This window comes from Micromonospora humi (assembly GCF_900090105.1).
Taxonomy (GTDB): domain Bacteria; phylum Actinomycetota; class Actinomycetes; order Mycobacteriales; family Micromonosporaceae; genus Micromonospora; species Micromonospora humi.
Window position 1 is genome coordinate 24,890 of the sequence record NZ_FMDM01000022.1, and the last position, 22,935, is coordinate 47,824.

The 22,935-nt window shown below is 71.9% G+C and carries 19 protein-coding genes; 12 read left to right on the top strand and 7 right to left on the bottom strand.

Features of this window, described 5'->3' with window-relative positions; translation table 11 throughout:
* Positions 1-10: 10 nt before the first annotated feature.
* Complete coding sequence (locus tag GA0070213_RS28945) at positions 11-1,288, bottom strand: nucleotide sugar dehydrogenase (RefSeq protein WP_425412874.1); 1,278 nt, start codon at positions 1,286-1,288, stop codon at positions 11-13.
* A gap of 154 nt (positions 1,289-1,442) precedes the next feature.
* Between GA0070213_RS28945 and GA0070213_RS28950 the strand changes: the two genes are divergently transcribed.
* The 3 genes from GA0070213_RS28950 (at position 1,443) to GA0070213_RS28960 (ending at position 5,954) form a co-directional block, all read left to right on the top strand.
* Positions 1,443-3,872 carry a Tex family protein gene (locus tag GA0070213_RS28950; protein ID WP_175441546.1) on the top strand — a complete coding sequence of 810 codons (2,430 nt, stop codon included), beginning with the start codon at positions 1,443-1,445 and terminating at the stop codon, positions 3,870-3,872.
* Between the two features lie 497 nt (positions 3,873-4,369).
* On the top strand, positions 4,370-5,443 hold the full coding sequence (locus tag GA0070213_RS28955; protein WP_091071619.1) for a glycosyltransferase family 4 protein: 1,074 nt from the start codon (positions 4,370-4,372) through the stop codon (positions 5,441-5,443).
* Between the two features lie 76 nt (positions 5,444-5,519).
* A complete protein-coding gene (locus GA0070213_RS28960; RefSeq protein WP_091071743.1) occupies positions 5,520-5,954 on the top strand; it encodes a hypothetical protein in 435 nt (144 codons plus the stop codon).
* On the opposite strand, the gene GA0070213_RS28965 is transcribed toward GA0070213_RS28960, so the two are convergent.
* Positions 5,917-6,912 carry a DUF389 domain-containing protein gene (locus GA0070213_RS28965; RefSeq protein WP_245716602.1) on the bottom strand — a complete coding sequence of 332 codons (996 nt, stop codon included), beginning with the start codon at positions 6,910-6,912 and terminating at the stop codon, positions 5,917-5,919. The two genes, GA0070213_RS28960 and GA0070213_RS28965, sit on opposite strands and share 38 nt — an antisense overlap.
* A 237-nt stretch (positions 6,913-7,149) precedes the next feature.
* Between GA0070213_RS28965 and GA0070213_RS28970 the strand changes: the two genes are divergently transcribed.
* From GA0070213_RS28970 to GA0070213_RS29000, 7 genes are all read left to right on the top strand, one after another.
* Entirely contained in the window at positions 7,150-8,373 is a 1,224-nt protein-coding gene (locus GA0070213_RS28970; RefSeq protein WP_245716603.1) for a glycosyltransferase, read from the top strand.
* Complete coding sequence (locus GA0070213_RS28975) at positions 8,370-9,500, top strand: DegT/DnrJ/EryC1/StrS family aminotransferase (protein WP_091071630.1); 1,131 nt, start codon at positions 8,370-8,372, stop codon at positions 9,498-9,500. The genes GA0070213_RS28970 and GA0070213_RS28975 overlap by 4 nt, the downstream gene beginning before the upstream one ends.
* The gene (locus GA0070213_RS28980) at positions 9,497-10,165 is read left to right on the top strand and encodes a sugar transferase (RefSeq protein ID WP_281182338.1); all 669 of its coding nucleotides are present in this window, start codon (positions 9,497-9,499) and stop codon (positions 10,163-10,165) included. The genes GA0070213_RS28975 and GA0070213_RS28980 overlap by 4 nt, the downstream gene beginning before the upstream one ends.
* 40 nt (positions 10,166-10,205) lie before the next feature.
* Positions 10,206-11,405 (top strand): glycosyltransferase, encoded by a 1,200-nt coding sequence (locus tag GA0070213_RS28985; protein WP_091071633.1) that lies wholly within the window; start codon positions 10,206-10,208, stop codon positions 11,403-11,405.
* A gap of 76 nt (positions 11,406-11,481) precedes the next feature.
* Positions 11,482-12,681: a glycosyltransferase gene (locus tag GA0070213_RS28990; protein ID WP_091071635.1), complete on the top strand. Its 1,200-nt coding sequence runs from the start codon at positions 11,482-11,484 to the stop codon at positions 12,679-12,681.
* Positions 12,582-13,973 (top strand): oligosaccharide flippase family protein, encoded by a 1,392-nt coding sequence (locus GA0070213_RS28995; RefSeq protein WP_091071638.1) that lies wholly within the window; start codon positions 12,582-12,584, stop codon positions 13,971-13,973. The genes GA0070213_RS28990 and GA0070213_RS28995 overlap by 100 nt, the downstream gene beginning before the upstream one ends.
* Before the next feature lie 50 nt (positions 13,974-14,023).
* Positions 14,024-15,523, top strand: coding sequence for a hypothetical protein (locus GA0070213_RS29000; protein ID WP_091071641.1), 1,500 nt, complete (start codon positions 14,024-14,026; stop codon positions 15,521-15,523).
* 118 nt (positions 15,524-15,641) lie between these two features.
* On the opposite strand, the gene GA0070213_RS29005 is transcribed toward GA0070213_RS29000, so the two are convergent.
* The 4 genes from GA0070213_RS29005 to GA0070213_RS29020 are packed head-to-tail and all read right to left on the bottom strand — an operon-like array spanning position 15,642 to position 19,319.
* The gene (locus GA0070213_RS29005; RefSeq protein WP_091071643.1) at positions 15,642-16,649 is read right to left on the bottom strand and encodes an SDR family NAD(P)-dependent oxidoreductase; all 1,008 of its coding nucleotides are present in this window, start codon (positions 16,647-16,649) and stop codon (positions 15,642-15,644) included.
* Between the two features lie 36 nt (positions 16,650-16,685).
* Positions 16,686-17,594: an NAD-dependent epimerase/dehydratase family protein gene (locus GA0070213_RS29010; RefSeq protein WP_091071645.1), complete on the bottom strand. Its 909-nt coding sequence runs from the start codon at positions 17,592-17,594 to the stop codon at positions 16,686-16,688.
* Entirely contained in the window at positions 17,594-18,322 is a 729-nt protein-coding gene (locus GA0070213_RS29015; RefSeq protein ID WP_091071647.1) for a sugar phosphate nucleotidyltransferase, read from the bottom strand. The genes GA0070213_RS29010 and GA0070213_RS29015 overlap by 1 nt, the downstream gene beginning before the upstream one ends.
* A 40-nt stretch (positions 18,323-18,362) precedes the next feature.
* Positions 18,363-19,319, bottom strand: coding sequence for an NAD-dependent epimerase/dehydratase family protein (locus tag GA0070213_RS29020; RefSeq protein ID WP_091071649.1), 957 nt, complete (start codon positions 19,317-19,319; stop codon positions 18,363-18,365).
* A 239-nt stretch (positions 19,320-19,558) separates the two neighbouring features.
* On the opposite strand from GA0070213_RS29020, the gene GA0070213_RS29025 reads away from it, so the two are divergent.
* Together GA0070213_RS29025 and GA0070213_RS29030 are read left to right on the top strand one after the other, a co-directional pair.
* The gene (locus tag GA0070213_RS29025) at positions 19,559-20,284 is read left to right on the top strand and encodes a class I SAM-dependent methyltransferase (protein WP_091071652.1); all 726 of its coding nucleotides are present in this window, start codon (positions 19,559-19,561) and stop codon (positions 20,282-20,284) included.
* Positions 20,285-20,348: 64 nt separating this feature from the next.
* Entirely contained in the window at positions 20,349-21,278 is a 930-nt protein-coding gene (locus GA0070213_RS29030) for an NAD(+)/NADH kinase (protein ID WP_091071654.1), read from the top strand.
* A gap of 3 nt (positions 21,279-21,281) precedes the next feature.
* On the opposite strand, the gene pgm is transcribed toward GA0070213_RS29030, so the two are convergent.
* A complete protein-coding gene (gene pgm / locus GA0070213_RS29035; protein WP_091071656.1) occupies positions 21,282-22,922 on the bottom strand; it encodes a phosphoglucomutase (alpha-D-glucose-1,6-bisphosphate-dependent) in 1,641 nt (546 codons plus the stop codon).
* Between the last annotated feature and the right edge of the window lie 13 nt (positions 22,923-22,935).

Sequence of the window (22,935 nt, forward strand, 5' to 3'; positions counted from 1 at the left end):
AGGGGTGCTCCTAGAGCCGCTCCACCACAGGTCCGGAGCACCGGTTCCGGGCGTCGAACACGTAGCAGGCCCGGCGGGCGACCATCTCGTAGTCGAAGACGTCGTGGTCGGTCGTGACGATGACCGCGTCGGCGGCGTCGACCTCCTGCTCGGTGAGCGGCACGACCAGCACGCCGCCCGGGATGTGGTGCGGCTCGGCGTACGGCTCGGCGGCCCGGACGTCCGCGCCGAGGTCGCGCAGCCGCCGGGCGACGTCCACCGCCGGCGAGTCCCGCATGTCGCCGGTGTTCTTCTTGTACGCGAGGCCGAGCATCAGCAACCGGGCGCCGTTGACCGCACGACCGGCACGGTTCAGCCCGGCCATGACCCGTTGCGCGACGTGCTCGGGCATCTCGTGGTTGACGTCGTTCGCCAGCTCGATGAATCGGAACTGGCGGCCCAGCCGGCGCTTGACCTGCCAGGACAGGTAACAGGGGTCGATCGGGAGACAGTGCCCGCCGACACCGGGGCCGGGCCGGAACGGCATGAACCCGAACGGCTTCGTCTCGGCGGCGTCGATCGCCTGCCAGACGTCGATGCCCAGGTGGTGGGAGAGCATGGTGAGTTCGTTGATCAGGCCCAGGTTCACCTGACGGAACGTGTTCTCGATCAGCTTGGTCAGCTCGGCAACCCGGGTGGAGGAGACCGGCACGGTCCGGTCCACGATCCGGCGGTAGAACCCGTCCACCCGCTCCAGCGAGGGCTCGTCGACGCCGGAGACTACCTTGGGGGTGTTCTCCAGCCGCCAGGTCGGATTGCCCGGGTCGATGCGCTCCGGGCTGTAGCCGAGGTGGAAGTCGCCCGGCGCCTGCAGACCACTCGACGACTCGAGCAGCGGACGCAGCAGTTCCTCGGTGGTGCCCGGGTAGGTGGTCGATTCGAGCACCACCGTGCAGCCGGGCCGCACGTGCGGGCCGATGCCCCGCCCGGCCTGCTCCACGAAGCTGAGGTCCGGGGTGCCGTCGCGCAGCGGGGTCGGCACCGTGATGACGCAGACGTCGAACCCCTCGGCGTCGGCGTACTCGGTGCTCGGCAGGTAACGGCCGCTGCCGAGTGCCCGACCGAGCCGGTGGGCCGGAATGTCCTCCACGAACGACTCGCCGGAGGCGAGCCGCTTGATCCGGTCGGTGTCGACGTCCAGGCCCACCACTTCGAAGCCTGCTTCGACGGCCCGCATGGCCAGCGGGAGACCGACGTACCCCTGACCGATGACGACTACCTTCTCAGCGCTCACCCGGGCTCCAGACACGTAGAAAATCACCTGATTGGAGGTTAGAGGTGTTTCTAGGAGTTGAAGTCCGTTTTCGGAATATCGATCCGGTCGCCGTCGCAGCCCGTGTGACGCCCCCGACGCGAACGGGCAGAATGCACGACGGAACCCACCCGAAGAGGCGGAGCAGATCGTGACCCAGTCTGTGCACCAGCGGATCGCCGAGGAGCTCGGCGTCGCCGAGCGTCAGGTCCGCGCGGCCGTGGAGCTGCTCGACGGCGGCGCGACCGTGCCGTTCATCGCCCGCTACCGCAAGGAGGCCACCGGCACCCTCGACGACGCGCAGCTGCGCACGCTCGAGGAACGGCTGCGCTACCTGCGGGAGCTGGACGAGCGGCGCGCCGCGGTGCTGGAGTCGATCCGGGGCCAGGGCAAGCTCGACGAGGCGCTGGAGGCACAGATCCTCGCCGCCGACTCGAAGTCCCGCCTGGAGGACATCTACCTGCCCTACAAGCCCAAGCGGCGGACCCGCGCGCAGATCGCCCGCGAGGCCGGCCTGGAGCCGCTCGCCGACACGCTGCTCGCCGACCCCGCGCAAGACCCGCGCGCCACCGCCGCCGGCTTCGTCGACGCGGAGAAGGGCGTGGCCGACGCCGCCGCCGCGCTCGACGGCGCGCGGGCCGTCCTGATCGAGCGCTTCGCCGAGGACGCCGACCTGATCGGCACGCTGCGCGAGCAGATGTGGTCGCGGGGCCGGCTGGTCTCCCGGGTACGCGACGGCCAGGAGGCCGCCGGCGCCAAGTTCGCCGACTACTTCGACTTCGCCGAGCCGTACCCGAAGCTCCCCTCGCACCGGATCCTCGCCATGCTCCGGGGCGAGAAGGAGGGTGTGCTGGAGCTGACCATGGACCCGGAGGCCGAGGGTGACGCCGACGCGGCCACCGGGCCCAGCCGCTACGAGGCCGCCGTGGCCGGCCGGTTCGGCATCGCCGACCGGGGGCGGCCCGCCGACCGGTGGCTGGCCGACACGGTGCGCTGGGCCTGGCGTACCCGGATCCTCATCCACCTCGGCGCGGACCTGCGGATGCGGCTCTGGCAGGCGGCCGAGGAGGAGGCGGTGCGGGTCTTCGCCACGAACCTGCGCGACCTGCTGCTCGCCGCGCCCGCCGGCGCGCGGCCCACCATGGGTCTCGACCCCGGCCTGCGCACCGGCGTCAAGGTGGCGGTGGTCGACGCCACCGGCAAGGTGGTCGCCACCGACACCATCTATCCGCACGAGCCCCGCCGGCAGTGGGACGCGTCGCTGCACACCCTCGCCACGCTGGCCGCGGCGCACGGCGTCGAGCTGGTCGCGATCGGCAACGGCACCGCCAGCCGGGAGACCGACAAGCTGGCCGGTGACCTGATGAAGCAGCACCCCGAGCTGAAGCTGACCAAGGTGGTGGTCTCCGAGGCCGGCGCGTCGGTCTACTCCGCGTCCGCGTACGCCTCGCAGGAGCTGCCCGGCCTCGACGTGTCGCTGCGCGGGGCGGTCTCCATCGCCCGCCGCCTCCAGGACCCGCTCGCCGAGCTGGTGAAGATCGACCCGCGGTCCATCGGCGTCGGGCAGTACCAGCACGACCTGTCCGAGGTGAAGCTGTCCCGCTCCCTCGACGCCGTGGTCGAGGACTGCGTGAACGCGGTCGGCGTGGACGTCAACACCGCCTCCGCGCCGCTGCTCACCCGGGTCTCCGGCATCGGCGCCGGCCTGGCCGAGAACATCGTGCTGCACCGCGACGCCAACGGGCCGTTCCGCAGCCGGGGCGAGTTGAAGAAGGTCGCCCGGCTCGGGCCGAAGGCGTTCGAGCAGTGCGCCGGCTTCCTGCGCATCCCCGGCGGCGACGACCCGCTCGACTCGTCCAGCGTGCACCCCGAGGCGTACCCGGTAGTGCGCCGCATCCTCGCCACCACCGGGCAGGACCTGCGCGCGGTGATCGGCCGGTCGGCGATCCTGCGCGGCCTGCGGGCCACCGACTTCGTCGACGACAGGTTCGGCCTGCCCACCGTCACCGACATCCTGGCCGAGCTGGAGAAGCCGGGCCGTGACCCGCGGCCGGAGTTCCGCACCGCGACGTTCGTCGAGGGCGTCGAGAAGATCGGTGACCTGACGCCGGGGATGGTGCTGGAGGGCGTGGTCACCAACGTGGCCGCGTTCGGCGCGTTCGTCGACGTCGGCGTGCACCAGGACGGGCTGGTGCACGTCTCGGCGATGTCGCACACCTTCGTGAAGGACCCGCGCGACGTGGTGAAGTCCGGCGACGTGGTCAAGGTCCGGGTGCTCGACGTGGACGTGCCACGCAAGCGGATCTCGTTGACGCTCCGGCTGGACGGCGAGGCCGAAGCGGGCCGCAACGACGCAGGCCGCAGCCGTCCGGGTCGGGGCGGACATCGCGACAGCAGGGCTGGGGCGGACAGCAGCCGGAGCGGTATGGGCGGACGCGAGGAAACGGGCGGTCGTGGCGGGCGCGGCGACCAAAGCAGCCGTGGCGGGTCCGGCGGGCAGCCCCGGCCGGGGCGCCGCCCAGGACCACAGCCCGAGAACAGCGCGATGGCGGACGCGCTTCGTCGCGCAGGGCTGACCTGATCCCGTCCGGTCGGTCACTGCCCTCTCGCGGAGAAAGTGTCGGTGGGCACCACGGCAGCCACGCTCCGGGACGGTGCCCCGGACGGGAAGAACACCGTTGGCGGCGGTGCCGACGGGGCCCGCCCCGTCCCGGGCGGGGTGGTGGCCGAGGGCGCGCCCGCGCGCCGGGCGTTCGGCCGACCGAGGAGATCAGGCGGGCGGGCGGCGGGCGGCGGGCGGCGGGCGGCCGGCGGCCGGCGGCCGGCGGCCGACGATGCCCGGCGAGTTCGAAGAAGGACACCCAGATGCCGCCGGTTCGCAGGTTCAGGCTGGAATACCACACCGGCGGCCGCCATCCGATTGTCGGCGGATCCGGGCATCCAGGCGAAGAGGGCGACCCCGACCGCCACGACGAGCACCGCGCGGAAGAGCCGATTGGATCGCACCGCATCGCCCTGTAGAACGAACAGCAGACCCAGCACCATCATCGCGCCCAGCGAGACACGCGATTCGCAAAGATGAGCGCCCACCTCATCGCCACCAGCACGCCGCTGACCATCGCCGTCCCGGCCGTCTTCGCCGCGTGGCGCCGACACGTGCCGATGGTGCTCGAGGTGCGGGACCTGTGGCCGGAGGTGCCGATCGCCCTCGGCGCGCTGCGTTCACCGCTGTCCCGGCGCTCGGCACTGGCACTGGAGGCGTGGGCCTACCGGAAGTCGACGGAAGTGATCGCGCTGTCGGTCGGCATGGCGGAGGGGGTGCGGGCTCGGCGGCCGGACGCGCGGGTGACCGTCATACCGAACGGATGCGACATCGAACTCTTCGCCGACGCCGCCGCCGCCGGAAAACTGCTCCGTGACCGGACGCCGTGGCTGGGCGATCAGCCGCTGATCCTCTACGCCGGAACCGTCGGCTTCGTCAACGACGTCGGCTACCTGATCCAGATGGCCCGCACCCTGCGCCACACTCACCCGGACATCAGGATCGCGATCATCGGGCAGGGCGCCGAGGTGCCGCGCCTCCGTACGGAGGCAGCCGCATGCGGCGTACTCGACGGCAACCTGTTCATGCTGGACCCGATGCCGAAGAACGACATCGTGTCGTACTTCGGGGCCTGCGACCTCGCGGTCTCGACCGTCCGCGACGAGCCTGCACTCCACGCCAACTCGGCGAACAAGGTGTTCGACGCGCTGGCCGCCGGGCGGCCGGTCGCGATCAACCACGAGGGCTGGCTCGCCGACATGCTGCGTCACAGCGGCGCCGGCCTGGTGCTGCCGGCCGGCGACCCGGCGGGTGCGGCGGCACTCGTCGCGTCGTTCGTGTCCGACCCGATCCGTCGGGCTTCCGCCGGGGCGGCGGCACGCGCGTTGGCGATCTCCGAGTTCGACCGCGAGATGCTGTTCCAGCGGTTCGAGGAGGTGCTGCTGCGGGCGGCGCTTCCGGAGGGGCGCATCGATCCTCCGCGACAGCGGCCCGGCGACCTCGACGCCACCGTCGGCGGCCCGCGGCATCAGCCGCGCCGTGGCGCCGGAGCGGCCACTTCGTCCGACGACGCCGAGACGGAGGCGCCCCGCCATGCCGGCCCGCACTGACGGGGCCGGCCACCGACGGCTCGGGTGGCCCGCGCCGGGTCCGGACGGCCGGCAGTGCGGGCGTACCCTCGGCGTCGTGGGTGCGGACGACGGCTCGGAGTGGCGGGAGCGGCAGCGCCGCGCGGTGCGCGCGCACGCCGCGGCCGACGCCCGCGAACGCGCCGCGGAGCAGGCGGAGGCCGCGGATCTGGTGGCCCGGTTCGCCGCCGAGGCGGCACGGAGCGGACTGCGCGCCGACCGGCTGACCGCGATCGGCCACGACGGGCGCGGGCGCTACCGGACCCGGCTCACCGGCTGGTACGTGGACCGGGCGCGTAGCCGGGCGGTGGACACCGAGGGGCGGTTCTACCTGCTCACGGTGCCGCCGAGCCTGCGGTCCCGGCTATTCGGGGCGGATCCACCACCCAGCGCACCGCCGCTGGTCGTCGGGCGGGGCGGGCGGGACGGCGAGTCGGTGCCGCTGGCGACGCTGCTCAGCCGGCGTCTCGAGGCGGGCGACGACTGGCGCTGACCGGCGCCGGGCCGGTGTCGTCCCGCTGGCGCGGCACCGCGCGGCCGGCCCGCCGCGCCACCTGCTGCCACCAGCACCGCTGAACGACGAGCGTGAGCAAGCCGGCGAGCACGATGGCGGCCAGGTTGATCACCAGTTGCAGGGCCGAGCCGGCCGCCTCGTGCCACACCCCGTACGCGGCCGCGACGGCCACGTTCGCGGCCGCCGGCACGGTGGTCACCGAGATCAGCACACCGACCAGCGAGCCGGACTTCTTCGAGGTCAGCGAGAGCATGCCGGCGATGCCGGCGAGCAGCCCGACCACCCAGGAGAGCGCGTCCGGGCGCCAGATGAAGTCGGTGAGCGGTCGCTCGGCCAGCAGCATGTCCCGGCCGACCAGACCGGCCGCGGTGAGCCCCCAGGTGCTCAGCACGGTGGCCACCATGGCGGCGAGGAAGCCGACCGTCAGGGCCTGCATCGACCGGCCGACGACCGGTGGCTGCCGCCGCAGCAGCGCCACGCTGAGCGCGGCGAGCGGCCCGAACTCGGGGCCGACCACCATCGCGCCGACGATCAGGATGGGCTGGTCCAGGAGCACGCCGATGCCGGCGATCATGGTGGCGACCACGATCAGGGCGAGGAACGTGCCGGTGAGCACCGTCTGCTCGCCGGTCTTCGCGGCGATCTCGTCCCAGACCACGGCGTCCTCGCCGTACCCCGGGGCGTCGGCGGCGGCCCGATCCGCCGCCGCGGACACGGTCAGCTCCACGTCGTCCGCGGCGATCGCACCGTTCGCCTCGATGCCCAGGTCCTGGAGCCGGCGCAACACGGCGTCGGCGCTCTCGCGGACCACGTCGCAGGTGATGTAGTCGCCAGCGGGCTGGCGGGCGGCGCCGGACAGCACCACCAGGTGGGTCACTCCCGGGTCGGCCGTCAGCAGATCGACGACGGCTGACGACTGGTCTGTCGGCGCGATCACCCTCAGGTGCAGCACAGGTTGCCTCGCGGTTCTCTGCCGGGTGGGAACGGACGGCAGCACCCTACCCGCGATCGACTCACGTCCGTCCGTCACGTGGGCGCACGGATTGCGTTAGCCAAAGAGAGGAATGCCCCACAAAGCCGCACTGCGGTCAGTAGCGTCAATATGTGCCGAATAGGAAATGAACGTACTTCATTCGCCTTTCGCGAGTCGTCCGTCGAAGGAGAGCAGGAGAGCGTGGCCCTTCGTGTCTGTGTGCTGCTGAAGACCAATCAGGGCGGGCTGTGGATCGTTCCTCAGGTCGAGGAGTTCCGCCGTCGGGGGCACCACGTCACCGTCGTTCTCCCGCCCGGCCCGGGCCGACTGACAAGCGAGCTGCGAGACCGGGACGTCGCCGTGGTCGAGTCACCCTTCGACTTCCGCTTCCGCCCCGGACCGGCCACGGCGATCGGTCTCTGGCGGCTGCGGCGCCTGCTTCGCCAGCTGCGGCCCGACGTCCTGCACTATCACCTGTACGCCTCGGCACTCGCCGTCCGGCTGGCCGCACTCGGGACGACCCCGACCCGGGTGCACATGGTCCCCGGGCCGCTGTTCCTGGAGTCGCCGGCCATCCGACCGGTCGAACGACTGCTGTGGACCCTGGATGACCTGGTCATCTGCTGCACGCAACACGTCTCGCAGCTGTACGGCGAGCTGGGCTGCCCGCCGTCGCGGCGTCCGGTTGCGCAGTATGGCATCGACATCGGTCACTTCAAGCCGACGGGCGAGGTCAACGCCCCCGCCAAGGCTCGGGCGGAGCTGGGGCTACCGGAGGACGCCTTCGTGGTGCTCATGGTCGGCTACGTGTATCCGCCCAAACGGCTCGCGTACCGGGGCCGTGGCATCAAGGGCCACGACACGCTACTCAGTGCCTGGGCGCGCTTCAGGTCGCAGCACCCCGACGCGCGCCTGCTCATCGTCGGCGCCGGCTTCGACCGTGCCGGCGCCGACTACCGGCAGCGCCTCATGGACCGGTTCCGGGTGGCCGAGGACGCGAGTGTCACCTGGCTGGACCGCGTGCCGGATCTGCGCCCGTACTACACCGCGGCGAACCTCAACGTGACACCCTCGCTGACCGAGGGAAGCAACGGTGTGGTGCGTGAGGCGTCGGCCATGGGCCTGCCCAGCATCGTCAGCGACGCGGGGGGACTTCCCGAGGCAGTGGACGCGTCGACCGGATGGATCGTTCCGCGCGGGGACGCCGGCGCGCTCGCCGAGGCCCTGACGGCTGCTCATCGGGAGTTCACGACCCGGCGCCTCAGCGAGCGGGGGGCCCGGGCACGCGACCGCGCCCACCGCGAGTTCGACGAGCGTGCGGCGGCGGCCGTCGTGGCCGATCTCGTGCAGGAGGCGGCCGGCCGGCGGCCGGCGCGAAAGACCCCAAAAGTAGGACGTCACCAGCATCTGGAGAGGGCACGATGACCGACCGGATCTATCTATCGCCGCCGCACACCGGCCCCCTCGAAGAGCAGTACCTGACGCGCGCCCTGCGCTCGGGTTGGGTCGCCCCGACCGGGCCCGACCTCGACGCGTTCGAACGGGAGATGACCGAACGGTTGAACACCGGTCACGCCCTCGCCGTCAGTTCCGGCACCGCCGCGCTGCACCTCGCCCTGATCGCGGCGGGCGTGCGACCGGGAGACGCTGTGGTCGTCCCCACCTTCACGTTCGCCGCCACCGCCAACGCCACTGTCTACGTCGGCGCCGCTCCGGTCTTCGTCGACTGCGACCCCGCCACCGGGAACATCGACCCGTCACTGCTCGCCGCCGTCATCGACGACCTGCGCTCCGACGGCCGCCGCGTGGCCGCCGTCATCGCCGTGGACATCAACGGCTCGTGCGCCGAGTACGCCGACCTCCTCCCGATCTGCCGGTCCGCCGGAGTGCCGCTGGTCGAGGACGCCGCGCAGGCGCTCGGGTCGACCTATCGAGGCCGGCCGGCCGGAACGTTCGGCCTGCTCGGCACGTTCTCCTTCAACGGCAACAAGGTGCTGACCACGTCCTCCGGCGGCATGGTCGTCTCGGACGACGGCGCGCTGGTCGACCGGTGCCGCCACCTGTCCACCCAGGCACGTGAGCCCGTCGTCCACTACGAGCACCGGGACGTCGGCTACAACTACCGGCTGAGCAACCTCCTGGCCGCGCTCGGTCGGGCCCAGCTCCGCCGGCTGGACCGGATGATCGAGCGACGCCGGGCCCTGCGGGAGTCCTACGCCAAACTCTTCGCAGCCGTTCCCGGCACCCGCGTTCTGGGTGAGCAGGACGCCGAGTCGAACTGCTGGCTGACCTCGCTGGTGGTCGACGAGGAGGCGGCCGGCTGGACGGCCACCGCACTCGGCGTCCACCTCGCCGCGCAGAACATCGAGACCCGGCCGCTGTGGAAGCCGCTGCACCGGCAGCCGGCGTACGCGTCCTGCCGCGCCGTGGTCACCGGCGCGGCCGACGGACTCTTCGCCTCGGGAATCACCCTGCCCAGCGGCTCGGCCCTGTCCGAGGCGCAGGCCGACCGGTTGTTCGCCGCCGTCGAGTCCTTCCTGGAGGCGCGGTGACCAACCCCGACGCCCCACGGCGGGATGCTCTGAAGCGACTGTTGGACGTGTGCCTCGCCGGGATCGCGCTCGTCGTGTCGGCACCCGTGTCCGCGCTCGTGGCACTCGCGGTGCTGGCGACGATGGGGCGACCCGTCCTGTTCCGCCAGGTCCGGCCAGGTCGCGGCGGCACCCCCTTCGAGCTGGTCAAGTTCCGGTCGATGCGGGTCGCCGGCGGGGACGCCGGCCCGGCCGGAGACGCGGCCCGACTCACCGGGTTCGGCCGATGGCTGCGGTCGACGAGCCTCGACGAACTGCCGAGCCTGTGGAACGTGCTCCGGGGAGACATGAGCCTGGTGGGCCCGCGTCCCCTCCTGCCGGCCTACCTCGACCGCTACACGCCGGAGCAGTTCCGCCGCCACGACGTGCGGCCGGGAGTCACGGGTTGGCAGCAGGTCAACGGTCGCAACGCGATGAGTTGGGACGAGAGATTCAGGTTCGACGTCTGGTATGTGGACAACCGGAACCTGGCACTGGACCTGCGCATCCTGGCCCAGACGGTGGTGACGGTCCTGCGGCGGGAAGGGATCAGCGGTCCGGGCAGCGTCACGGTGGAGGAGTTCCGGGGCACGCCCGTCAGCGCCGGGTCACGCCGGGCGGCGGCCGTGCGAGGACTGCCACGGTGAGCGCCGAGGTCACCACCCGGGCGCGAGGGGGGCCGGCGCGATGAGGGTCGTGGTCACCGCGGAGGCCCGCTACTCCCGCACACCCGACGGATCGGTCTGGACGGTCGACGGGCCGGCGTACGGGTTCTGGACGAGATATCTCTCCGCCTTCGACGAGGTGAGGCTGGTGGCCCGGGTCCAGGACGTGGACGGTGCGGGTGCCGGCGCGAGCAGGGTCGACGGCCCGCAGGTCGAGGTCTGGCAGGTTCCGTACTACGTCGGACTGCGGGAGTACCTGACGGTGCGCCGGGCCGCCGTGCGCAGCATGGTCGACGCCGCCGGTCCATCGGACGCGGTCATCCTGCGGGTGCCGTCGCTCATCGGGACCCTGCTCGCCAGACAGCGCGAGCAGCGGGCGCTGCCGTACGCGCTGGAGGTGGTCGGTGACCCGGCGGCGGTGTTCGCCCCCGGAGTGGTGCGGCATCCCCTCCGCCCCCTGCTACGGCACTGGTACACGAGCCGGATGCAGCACCAGTGCCGGCAGGCGAGCGCTGTCTCGTACGTCACCGAGCGGGCCCTCCAGGACCGCTACCCGACGCGGCCGGGCACGCCGGTGTCGGCGTACTCCAGCATCTACCTGCCGTCCGAGGCCTACGTGTCGCACGCCCGTCCGGCCCGACCGCCGGCGTCGCGGCCGGCGCTCGTCTCGGTCGGCGCCCTGTCCCGTCCCTACAAGGGGATCGACGTCCTCCTGCACGCGGTGGCCCTGCTCGCTCGGGACGGCACCGAGGTCGAGGTGACACACCTCGGCGACGGGCCCCTCCGCCCCCGGTTGCAGCACCTGGCGCAACGGCTGGGCGTCTCGGACCATGTCCACTTTCCCGGTGCGTCACCGAGCGGGCTGCCGGTCCGCCGGCAGCTCGACGCCGCCGACCTCTTCGTCCTGCCGTCCCGCACCGAGGGCCTGCCCCGCGCGTTGATCGAGGCGATGGCTCGTGCGCTACCGGCCGTGGCGTCACGGGTCGGCGGCATACCGGAGCTGCTGGAGCCGGAGGACCTGGTGCCCCCGGACGATCCGGCGGCGCTCGCCGGACGGATCCGCAGCATGCTGAACGATCCGACCGGGATGGCGGCAGCCTCGGCGCGGAACCTCACACGGGCCCGTGACTTCGCCACCGACATCCTGACCCCCCGTCGGGACGAGTTCTACCGGACGTTCCGGTCCTCGGTCGCCGAGAAGACCCGCACCACCACGGCATGAGCGCCGGTGTCCCGACCGGGTTGACCGGTCCGAAGGGCAGGCCGGACAGCCGCCATCCGCGTAAGAGGAGCACGAGGTGAATGTCACCGTAACTGTCGAGTCCAGGCTGATCAGGACCCCGGACGGGATGGTCTGGACCCAGTTCGCCCCCACGTACGGGACGTGGCAGCGGTATCTCGCCGTCTTCGACCGGGTCCGGGTGGTCGCCCGGGTGCTGGACCAGCCGGTCGCTCCGGGCGGCGCGGCCCCGGTCAACGGCGAGGGCGTCGAGGTGTGCGCGGTGCCGCACTACGTCGGCCCGCTGGAGTACGTCCGCCATCGGATGGCGATCACCCAGTCTCTCCAGGCCACCGCGACGACGACGGATGCGGTCATCCTCCGCATGCCGTCGCCGATCGGCGCGTTGGTCGCGAGCGCCCGCACGCGCCACCGCCTGCCGTACGCGGTCGAGGTGATCGGGGACCCGTACGACGTCTTCGCCCCCGGTGTCGACCGTCACCCGTTGCGCCCCCTGCTTCGTCACCACTTCGCCCACTCGCTGCGCCGGCACTGCCGCTCGGCCGTCGCCGTGGCCTACGAGACCGAGCGGGCGCTGCAGAACCGCTATCCGGCCGGTCCGGACGCTCCGTCGCTGGCCGTCTCCTCGGTGGACCTTCCGGGGTCGGCGTTCACCGCGCCCCGGCACGAGTCGGATTTCGCCACCCCGCCCACCCTGGTCTCCATCGGCACGCTCGAGCGGCTCTACAAGGGGGTGGACACTCTCATCGACGCCGTCGGCCTGCTCACGCGTGCCGGCTTTCCGGTGCGCGTGGTGCACGTGGGCACCGGCCGTTATCGCGCCCACCTGGAGCACCTGGCCGTCCGCCGCGGGATCATCGACCGGTTCACGTTCGCCGGTTGGGTGCCGACGACCGAGGGCCTGCAGGCCAGACTCGACGCGGCGGACCTCTTCGTCATGCCGTCCCGCACCGAGGGGTTACCCCGCGCGCTGCTGGAGGCGATGGCCCGTGGCCTGCCCGCGATCGCCAGCGCGGTCGGCGGCATTCCGGAGCTGTTACCCGCGGACGACCTGGTGCCGCCGAACGACCCGCCGCGCCTGGCCGAGGCGATCCGCCGGATGGTGTCCGACCCCGCCCGGATGGCGCTCAGTTCCGCGCGCAACGTGACACGGGCCAGATGCTATTCCGCCCGGTCGCTCGAACCCCGGCGGGAAACCTTCTACCAGGCGGTCCGTCAGGCCACGAGCAGGGGCCTCGCCCGCGGGGCCGCGCGGTGACCCAGCTGCGCGCCTCGGTCGGAGTGATGACGGGCTCCAGCATCGCCCAGGCGGCCATCTTCGCGGCCGCCTCGGTGGTGGCGACCCGTCTGCTGGGTGCGCACGGCCGCGGCGTGATGGTGGTCGGCACCGCGCTCGGCAGCACGGTGGCGCTCCTCGCGGGCATGGGGAGCGGGATCCATCTCCGGGCCCGACTCCCCACGGCCCGGGGGGCCGACCGGGTCCGACTGCTCGCCTCGTTCAGCTGGACCACAGTGGTGGGCTCGATCGCGTCGGCGCTGATCGCGGTCGCGCTCTCCGTGATCTCGTCCCGGTTCATCGCGACCGAACTCGGTCGTCCCGCGTTTCTCCTCGGCATGGTCGCGGTGACGTTCGGCTACGTGGCCTTCAGCCAGTTCACCGAACCCTGGTACGCCGCCGGCGAGTTTCGCGCCGGCAGCGTCTGGGCGACCGTGGTCGCGGCCACCGGACTGGTCGCGCTGCTGGTGGCGGCGACGGTGAGCCGCAGCGCCACCGCCCTGGTGATCGGGCAGGGCAGCGGGATGTCGCTCGCCGCACTGGCGCAGGCTTACCTGCTGCGCCGTCGAGGCCTGCTCCGCTTCGACCGTCCGGACCGACGCACAGTGGTCGACCTGCTGCGGTCCGGAAGCCCGTCACTCGGACTGACGGTCGGGCTGGCGATCACGCTGAAGGCCGACCGCTACATCCTCGGCGCAGTCGTCGGGCCGGCCGCGGTGGGCGTCTACTCCCTGATCTCGACCCTGAGCGAACTGCCGCGGCTGGTCCCGGCCGCGATCGGCCAGATGCTGATGCGGGACACCGCCATCGGCGCCGGGATCGGCCGCGCCAGACGGATGACCGCCATCGGCGTCGCCTGCGCCGTCGTGGCCGCGCTGGTGATCGCCGGCGGGAGTTGGTTGTTGCTCGGTCCGATGTTCGGGCCGGACTTCGCGCGGGCGCACGGTGTCCTCCTGGTACTGCTGGTCGCGGAAGTCTCGTTCGCCCCCTTCACGGTGGCCAGTCGCGGCATGCTGGGCGGTGGGTGGGCCCGTGTCGGCGGATCCATCGGGCTGGCGGGGGGACTCGCGGCGGTCGCCCTGTTCCTCTTCTCCATCCCGGTCTGGGGCGTCTGGGGAGCCGCCCTGTCGTGCCTGATCGCCTACGCCGGAATGTCGCTCGTCGCCTGGCGGACATACCGGCGCAGGCTGCTCCAACGTCCACGGCTCGCGACGGTCGAAGAGGCGCCCGTGCTCGTCACGGCCGCTGTCAGCAAACGAACGGACCTCGAATGACGACTCTCAGCCCACCTGCCGCCCGACCCGCACTCGGTAGCCCAGCGCCCGTGTCGACCCGGAGCCGGGACGGCCTCACCGCCTGGGCCTTCACCGCCGTGCCCCTGGTGGTGCTGACCACCATGCTGGTCTCGTTCGATCCTCGGCTCCGGCACTGGTACGTCGTACCGGTGACTGCGTCCGGGATCCTGGTGGGCGTCGACGCCGTGCGGTGCCTGCGCGGCGAGACGGACAAGTTCGACCCGCAGGCGCTGGTCGGCTTCTTCGGGGTGCACTTCTTCTACGCCGCACCGCTTCTCCACGTCGTCTGGGACTACTGGGCCCCGTACGTGGCGCCCCCACCGGACTGGCGAGCGGCGCTCGGGATCATGGCGGTCCTCAACACCGTCGGCCTGATGATCTACCGGGTGGTGCTGCACCAGCCGACCAGGGTCACTCCCTGGTCGGCGCGGCAGCGTCAGGTCGACCGCTCGCTGTTCGTCCTGGTGGGTTCCGTGGCGATCATGATCAGTCTCGGCGCCTTCGCCCTCATCCTCGCCAAGTTCGGTGGTTTCTCGGGCTATCTCGCCACCATGGCGGACCGCTACAACCTGACCGACCGCACACGCGGCCTGGGCTGGCTCGTCATCATCGGCGAGTCCTTCCCGCCGCTGATCTTCGCGGTGGTGGTGGTCCGGTGGCGTGAGTGGCTCGCCGCCCACCCACGCTGGGCGTACCTGCTGTTGACCGTGCTCGTCGTCATGCAGGTGGCCGCCGGCGGCGCCCGTGGTGCCCGCAGCAACACCATCTGGCCGGTGTTGCTCGGGCTGATCATGCTGCACCTGGTCGTCGTACGGGTCTCCCGTCGGGCGCTGCTGACCTGCCTGCTGGTGTTCGGCCTCTTCATGTACGTCGGTGGACTGTACAAGGACGCCGGGGCCGACATGCTCGGCCTGTTCAAGGGGCAGCGGACCACCCAGGATCTCGAGGACGAGACCGGGCGGGACCTGCCGACGATGGTGCTGGCGGACCTGGGCCGGTCCGACGTCCAGGCACTGGCACTTCATCGCCAGCGGGAGGGGTACGCGCCCTCCGGCAACGGCATCACCTACCTCGGCGACGTGGCGTTCCTCGTACCGCCGCGCATCCTGCCGGCCGAGGCTCGCCCTCCGTCCAAGTCGGTCGTCGGGACCGACATGCTGTACGGCTCGGGGGCGTGGGCCAGCGGGCAGCGGTCGTCACGCATCTTCGGCCTGACCGGCGAGGCGATCCTCAACTTCGGCTACCTCGGCGGCATCGCGTCGTTCCTGGTGCTGGGGCTGGCGGTGCGATGGATGCGGCGCTGTTATCGGCGTGCCCAGCAGAACCAGGACCTCCTCCCGAAGCTGGTGACCCCGGCGCTCTGTGTCGGGCTGATCCTGTTCCACGGCAGCGACCTGGACAACGTCACCTGGTACCTCGCCAAACAGGTGCTGCCACTGATGCTCGTGCTCTGGCTGGCGCTGCGGACCCGGCCCCAGGCTCCGGCCCTGACCCCGCTCCCGCCACCCGATCGGCTGGGCGTGCGCTGAGCGGGGTACCGGCACCGCGCGACGTCGGGACACGACGAGGCGGCGACCGGTCGCCCGAGCGGGTCGCACACCCGCCGGTTCGCGACCGGCCGCCGCCGAGTTCCGACGGGGCGTGCTGTCAGACAGCGCGGTCGGCGCGGTAGAGGCGCAGGTTCGCCGGATCGGCGAACCACTCGACCGTCGTCTTCAGCCCGTCCTCGATGCTCGTGGTCGGCTGCCAACCCGTGCGTGCCCGGATCAGCCGGTTGTCGCCGAGGAGCCGCTCGACCTCTGACGTGGTGGGACGCAGGCGCGCGTCGGACACCTCGACGACCGGCGTGACGCCGAAGATGGCGGCGATCTTGGAGACGAGGTCCCCCACCGACGTCTCGCGCCCGGTGCAGGCCTGGAAGACGCCGCCCAGGACCGCGTCCGCAGGAGCCTCACCCGCGGCGATGAAGGCGGCGACGGTGTCCCCGACGTACAGCAGGTCGCGGGTGGTGTCGAGGGCGCCCAGCTCGACCCGGCCGGCGCCGGTCGCCAACTGGCTGATGATGGTGGGGATCACGGCTCGGGTCGACTGACGTGGACCGTAGGTGTTGAACGGGCGCAGGGTCACCACCGGGGTGCCGAAACTGAGGTGGTAGCTCTCCGCGATCTTGTCCGCGCCGATCTTCGAGGCTGCGTAGGGCGACTGGCCACGGAGCCGGTGGGACTCGTCCATCGGCACGCTCGTCGCGGTGCCGTACACCTCGCTCGTGGAGGTCACCACGACACGTCCGCAGCCGCCGGACCGGACCGCCTCCAGCACGTTGAGCGTGCCCGTCACGTTCGTCTCGACGTACGACTGGGGCGCGAGGTAGGAGTACGGGATGCCGCCGAGTGCGGCCAGGTGGTAGATCACCTCGGCGCCGTCCGCGAACCGCTGCACCATGCCGCGGTCCCGGATGTCTCCGGCCACGACCTCCACCTGGGCAAGCTGGTCCGCCGCGAGCGTGTCGAGCCAGCCGTGGGAGCCGGACCCGTTGTAGTGGACGAAGGCGCGGACCCGGTGACCCCGGGAGACGAGTGCCTCGACCAGGTGTGAGCCGATGAACCCTCCCGCGCCGGTGACCGCTACGAGCCCTCGGCCCGCCGTTGTGTGCATAGTGACTGCTCCTCGTCGGATGAGTGGGTCTCGCCGCTAGGCCAGGCTCGGTAGCGGCTCGGCGTCGTCGGGCGCCGTGGCGGCCGACCAGACACCGTCGAGCGACTCGGTCAGGTCGCGCCGGGGCGACCAACCGAGATGCTCCTTCGCCAACCTGATGTCGGCGCAGGTCCAATTCGTGGCGGAGGAACGGGCCGGGGGCTCGCCGTCCTCCACCAGGGTCCCGGTGAAACCGGCGATCCGGATGAGCTGGCGGACGGCGTCGCGCATCAGCACGGGACGGCCACTGCCGACGTTGACGACGCACCGTCGGAGCCGGTCGGCGCAGACGGCGGCGCGCACCGCCTCCGCGACGTCGCGGACGTCGACGAGGTCGCGGTACGCCGTCAACGGCCCGGTCCGCAGGAGGCCCGACGTGCCGTGGCGGCGCATCTGGTCGGCCACCCGCCCGAACAGGTTTCCACTCGGCATGCCGGGTCCCACCGGGTTGAAGACCCGCAGGACGACGCCGTCGAGCCCGCCGTCCCGGGTCGCCTGCTCGACGAGCGCCGTCGCGGCGAGGTGACTCACGCCGTACGGCGAGGCCGGCCGTGCCGGGAAGCCCTCGTCGGCCGCGCTTCCGTGGTTGATCGGCCCGTACTCGGCGGCCGAACCGAGCCGCACCAGCCTGGCCTCCACACCCGAGCGGACGAGGCCCTCGATCAGCTTCGCCGTGGCCACGGCGTTGACCGACAGCAGGTGCTCTGAGGATCCGGTGGTCGCCCCGGCGCAGTTCACCACGGCGGTCGGCCGGGTCGCCCGGACCAGCTCGCACACCTCGTCGACCGTGCCGCACCGGAGATCGAACTGCCCTCGCGGCGGGCAGATCACCTGCCCGAGAGGCTCCAGGACCAGGCGAACCTGACGGCCGATGAAGCCGGACGCGCCGATCAGGAGGGTACGCATCACGAACGGACGGCCGTCTCGGCGGGCAGGAGCCGGGACTCGATCTCGTGGAAGCGCCGGTTCGCCTCGTCGTAGTCCTCCGGACGACCGATGTCCAGCCAGTATCCGTCGAAGTCGTAGCTGGCCGGCGGCTCGCCCTTGCGCAGCAGGTCGAGCACCAACTCGTCGAAGCCGAACGGTTGACCGACCGGATAGTCGGCCACCGCACGGGCGGACACCCCGTACACGCCCATGCTGACCCGGTAGTGGAGTACGGGCTTCTCGGTGAAACTCGTGACCTTTCCGCCCTGGGCTTCGAGGACGCCGAAGTCGATCTTCACGCTGCGCTGGTAGGTGGCCACGGTGAGCGGCGCTCCGGCGCGGACGTGCGTGTCCAACAGGTCGGCGTAGTCCAGGTCGGTCAGCACGTCGCCGTTCATCACCAGGAAGTGCTCCGGCAGCCTGGCGCGCATGCTGAACAGCGGCCCGATCGTCGACAGCGGCGTCCGCTCCTCGAGGTAGTCGACCTCCAGCCCGAACCGGGAGCCGTCACCCACGAACGCGCGGATCAGCGAGCCGAGGTGGTTGATGGCGAGTGTGACCCGACGAAAACCGCGAGCCGCCAGTTGCAACAGGACGATCTCGAGAATCGCGTAGTTGTCGCCGATCGGCACCAACGGCTTGGGCAGCACGGACGTGTAGGGCCGAAGCCGTACGCCCTTGCCGCCCGCCATGATGACTACGTGCATGACCTCTCCCCCGTGATGCTTCCCAACGAACGGCGGCACGTCAGCCCACCGGAACAACCTGGTGCGTGCTCCGCGTCGCGTACCACTCGACGGTGCGTCGTAAGCCCTCGCTGATCGGCATCGCCCCGGCCTGCGGGAACAGTTCCCGCAGCCGGGTGCAGTCGGCCTGCGAGTGGCGGGCGTCGCCGGCGCGGGGCGGTTCGTGCACGACGGCCAGGCGGCGACCGAGCACGGCTTCGAGTTCGGCGATCAGCTCCAGCAACGAGATGCGCGCCCCGAAGGCCACGTTGACCGCGTCCGGGGTGTGGACGGCGCGCGACAACGCGTCGACGATCACCGAGACGACGCCCCCCACGTACGTGAAGTCCCTCGTCTGGCGGCCGTCGCCGTGCACGTGCAACGGCCGGCCGGCGAGCGCGGCCGACACGAAGCGGGGAACCACCGCCGCGTAGACGTGGTTGGCCGCCTGCCGCGGGCCGTAGACGTTGAAGAAGCGCAACGGCAGCACGCGCAGGCCGTAGCAGGCGGCGAAGGCGGTGGCGTACGCCTCGGTGGCGAGCTTGGAGACCGCGTACGGGCTCACCGGCATCGGCCGCAACGCCTCGGTGCGGGGCAGGACCGGGTTGCCGCCGTAGACCGACGAGGACGACGCGACGACGACCTGGCCGACACCTTGGCGACGCGCCACGTCCAGCACGGTGAGCGTGCCGGTGGCGTTGACGTGGTGGCTGCGCAGCGGGTCGTCGATCGACCTGGGCACCGAGCCCAGCGCGGCGAGGTGCACGACCGCGTCCGCACCCGCCACCGCCCGCTCGAGCAGGCCCCGATCGAGGATGGAACCCACGCGGAGGTCGACCGGCGTCGCGGCCAGGTTGTCCGGTGACCCGGTGGAGAGATCATCCACCACGACGATCTCACGGACCGTGGTGCCACGGGACAGCACGGAGACGAGGTTGGAGCCGATGAATCCGGCACCACCCGTGACCACGACCTTCATCCTGCCGCCCTTTCGACGTTGCGATCACCGCTTCCGCCGGCGTCCGCGGGGTACGGCACCTGACCTCGGTGCAACGAGACACAAGTGCCCAAGTGACGCAAAAGCGGCCAGACCGTGGGAGGACCCATTGCCGAGGTGCCCACCGGGCCGTTGAGCAGGGCGACAGGAGAGCGGGGCCGAGACTGACCCGCCGCCACGGAAGGGTGATCCACAGCACGGGGATCGCCGGAAGGAGCTCGATGAGCCCGCGCACTCTCGCCCGCGCCGTCCACAACGCGGTCCGTCGACCCGCGCGGACCACCCAGATGCTGCTCGACCGCCGGAGCTGGGCGGGCATCGCCTGGTTCCTCCGGGACGGCCGTTCCCGGCAGTCGGCCGACGACGAACGACCCATCACCAGCCGCAGCTACCGCTCCTACGACGCGTACGTCGCGCACCAGCGCAGCAAGTTGGCGCTGCTGGACCTGTCCGAGTACGACCGCACGTTCCGCGTCGCGCTCGCCGACCGGCTGGCGGAGGAGAGCTGGTCCGGCCTCTCGGTGCTGTGTCTCGCCGCCCGCCTCGGCACCGAGGTCAAGGCGTTCCACGACGTCGGCGCCTTCGCTGTCGGAATCGACCTGAACCCCGGTGACGAGAACCCCTGGGTGCTGCCCGGCGACTTCCACCGCCTGGTCTTCCCGGACCGCTGCGTCGACGCGGCCTACTGCAACGCCCTGGACCACGCCCTCGACCTGGACCGCACGGTTGACGAGATCCGACGGGTCCTGAAGCCCGGTGGACGACTCGTCGTCGAAGCGCAGCAGGGCACCGCCGACGTGGCCTTCGACGCCTGGGCGGCCACCGCCTGGAACAGGATCGACGACCTGGTCAAGGCAGTCGAGTCCCGCGGGCTCACGCTCCTGCGCCGTCGGGGCATCACCGAGCCGTGGGCGGGCGAGCAACTCGTCTTCGTGACCCCGGTCTGACCCGCCGCCGCCCCACCTCCCGGATACGCGGCGGTCCCACCCGCCGCTGTGGTGAGCTGTACCGGTGGCGGGCTATGTGTTCGGGCTGGTGCTGCATCCGACCCGGGACGTCTCCGAGGTGGTGGAGATGATCGCGAGCTGGGCCGCCCGGCACGGCAAGACCCTGGCCGTCCGGGTCGAGGACCGGCACCGGGTGCCGTCGTCGGTGGAGGCCGTGGCCGCCGCCGAGCTGGCCGCCCGCTGCGACGCGCTGATCAGCATCGGCGGTGACGGCACCATGCTCGGCGCGCTGCGGATGGCCGTGCGGGACCCGAAACCGGTGCTCGGGGTGCACCTGGGCCGGGTGGGTTTCCTGGTCGAGGTGCAGCCGCCGGACCTGCCCCGGGCGCTGGAACGGCTGGTGGCGCACGACTTCACCGTCGAGTCGCACGCCTGCCTGGCCTGCGACGTGTGCGGGGACGACGTGGTGGCGTTCAACGACATCGCGCTGGTCCGCCAGCCCGGAGCCGGCTTCGTCACCGCCACCCTGGCGGTGGACGGCCAGCAGTACGGCTACTACCGCTGTGACGCGCTGGTGGTGAGCACGCCGACCGGCTCCACCGCGTACAGCTACGCCGCCGGCGGGCCGCTGATCTCGCCGGCGACGGAGGCGCTGGTGGTGACGCCGTCGGCCCCGATGGCCGGGATCTCCCGCTCGGTGCTGCTCTCCCCGCACGAGAGCGTGCACCTGGAGCTGCGCCCGGACTCGGCGCCGGTGGCGGTGGAGATGGACGGGCTGTTGATCCGGGAGGCGGCGACCGGCGGCTCGGTGCACGTGCGCTACGTCCGCGACGCCGGTCAGGTGGTCCGCCTCGACCCGCGCCGCTACCAGGAACGCAACCAGCTCAAGCTGAGCCTGCTGGACCTGCCGCTGCTGCCCGACCAGCTCCGCGAGCTGCTGCCGGACGGGTTGCGGGAGCAGCTCAACCGCCGTGAGCTGCCCCCGCCCCGGTGACGCTCAGGCGCCGAGCACGCCGTCGACCAGCGACTTGGCCTCCTCCTGGATCCGGGCCAGGTGCTCCGGGCCCTGGAACGACTCGGCGTAGATCTTGTAGACGTCCTCGGTGCCGGACGGGCGGGCGGCGAACCAGCCCGACTCGGTGGTCACCTTGAGCCCGCCGATCGCGGCGCCGTTGCCCGGCGCGCTGGTCAGCACCGCGGTGATCGGCTCGCCGGCCAGTTCGGTCGCGCTCACCTGCTCCGGCGACAGCTTCGCCAGGACCGCCTTCTCCTCCCGCCCGGCCGGGGCGTCGATCCGGGCGTAGGCCGGCGCGCCGAACTTCTCGGCCAGCTCGGCCCAGTGCTCGCTCGGCGTCCGTCCGGTGGTGGCGATGATCTCGGCGGCGAGCAGGCAGAGCAGGATGCCGTCCTTGTCGGTGGTCCAGGTGCTGCCGTCGCGGCGCAGGAAGGACGCGCCGGCGCTCTCCTCGCCGCCGAAGCCCACCGAGCCGTCGAGCAGGCCGGGCACGAACCACTTGAACCCGACCGGCACCTCCAGCAGCGTGCGGCCCAGGTCGGCCGCGACCCGGTCGATCATCGAGGAGGAGACGAGCGTCTTGCCCACCGCCGCGGCCGGGCTCCACCGCTCCCGGGTACGGAACAGGTGGCCGATCGCCACCGCCAGGTAGTGGTTGGGGTTCATCAGGCCGCCGTCCGGCGTGACGATGCCGTGCCGGTCGGCGTCGGCGTCGTTGCCGGTGGAGACCTGGAACCTGTCGCGGGCGGCGATCAGCGAGGCCATCGCGTTCGGCGAGGAGCAGTCCATCCGGATCTTGCCGTCGCCGTCGAGGGTCATGAACCGCCAGGTGGGGTCCACCTCGGGGTTGATCACCGTGAGGTCGAGGCGGTGCCGCTCGGCGATCTCCCCCCAGTAGGCCACGCTCGCCCCGCCCATCGGGTCGGCGCCGATGCGCACCCCGGCGTCCCGGATCGCGTCGATGTCCAGCGCGGCGGGCAGGTCGTCGACGTAGTGGGCGAGGAAGTCGTACTCCCCGGTGGTGTCCGCGGCGCGCGCCCGCGCGTACGGGATGCGCTTCACCTCCTTGAGCCCGGCGGCGAGGATGGCGTTCGCGCGGTCCTGGATCCACTTCGTGACGTCGGTGTCGGCGGGGCCGCCGTTGGTGGGGTTGTACTTGAACCCGCCGTCGGACGGCGGGTTGTGCGACGGGGTGATCACGACGCCGTCGGCGAGGCCGGAGGTGCGACCCCGGTTGTGGGTGAGGATCGCGTGCGACAACGCCGGGGTGGGGGTGTAGCCGTCGCGGCTGTCCCGCAGCACGGTGACGTCGTTGGCGGCGAGCACCTCCAGCGCGTCGGCCTCGGCCGGCGCGGAGAGCGCGTGGGTGTCCCGGGCGAGGAACAGCGGCCCGTCCAGGCCCTGCTCCCGCCGGTAGTCGCAGAGCGCCTGGGTCACCGCGAGGATGTGGTCGGAGTTGAACGCGTTGCGCAGGCTCGACCCGCGGTGCCCGGAGGTGCCGAAGGAGACCTGCTGCGCCGGGTCGCTCGGGTCCGGGTGCTCGGCGTAGTAGGCGGTGACCAGCCGGGGCACGTCGACCAGGTCGGCGGGCTCGGCGGGCTGCCCGGCACGGGGGTGGGCCACTGCGGGATCCTCC

Excerpts from the sequence above, each read along its gene's own strand:
- GA0070213_RS28955 (WP_091071619.1), top strand. The coding sequence starts at position 4,370 with ATGAGCGCCCACCTCATCGCCACCAGCACGCCGCTGACCATCGCCGTC.
- GA0070213_RS28975 (WP_091071630.1), top strand. The coding sequence starts at position 8,370 with ATGACCGACCGGATCTATCTATCGCCGCCGCACACCGGCCCCCTCGAA.
- GA0070213_RS28985 (WP_091071633.1), top strand. The coding sequence starts at position 10,206 with ATGAGGGTCGTGGTCACCGCGGAGGCCCGCTACTCCCGCACACCCGAC.
- GA0070213_RS28995 (WP_091071638.1), top strand. The coding sequence starts at position 12,582 with ATGCTATTCCGCCCGGTCGCTCGAACCCCGGCGGGAAACCTTCTACCA.
- GA0070213_RS29005 (WP_091071643.1), bottom strand. The coding sequence starts at position 16,649 with ATGCACACAACGGCGGGCCGAGGGCTCGTAGCGGTCACCGGCGCGGGA.
- GA0070213_RS29010 (WP_091071645.1), bottom strand. The coding sequence starts at position 17,594 with ATGCGTACCCTCCTGATCGGCGCGTCCGGCTTCATCGGCCGTCAGGTT.
- GA0070213_RS29015 (WP_091071647.1), bottom strand. The coding sequence starts at position 18,322 with ATGCACGTAGTCATCATGGCGGGCGGCAAGGGCGTACGGCTTCGGCCC.
- GA0070213_RS29020 (WP_091071649.1), bottom strand. The coding sequence starts at position 19,319 with ATGAAGGTCGTGGTCACGGGTGGTGCCGGATTCATCGGCTCCAACCTC.
- GA0070213_RS29025 (WP_091071652.1), top strand. The coding sequence starts at position 19,559 with ATGAGCCCGCGCACTCTCGCCCGCGCCGTCCACAACGCGGTCCGTCGA.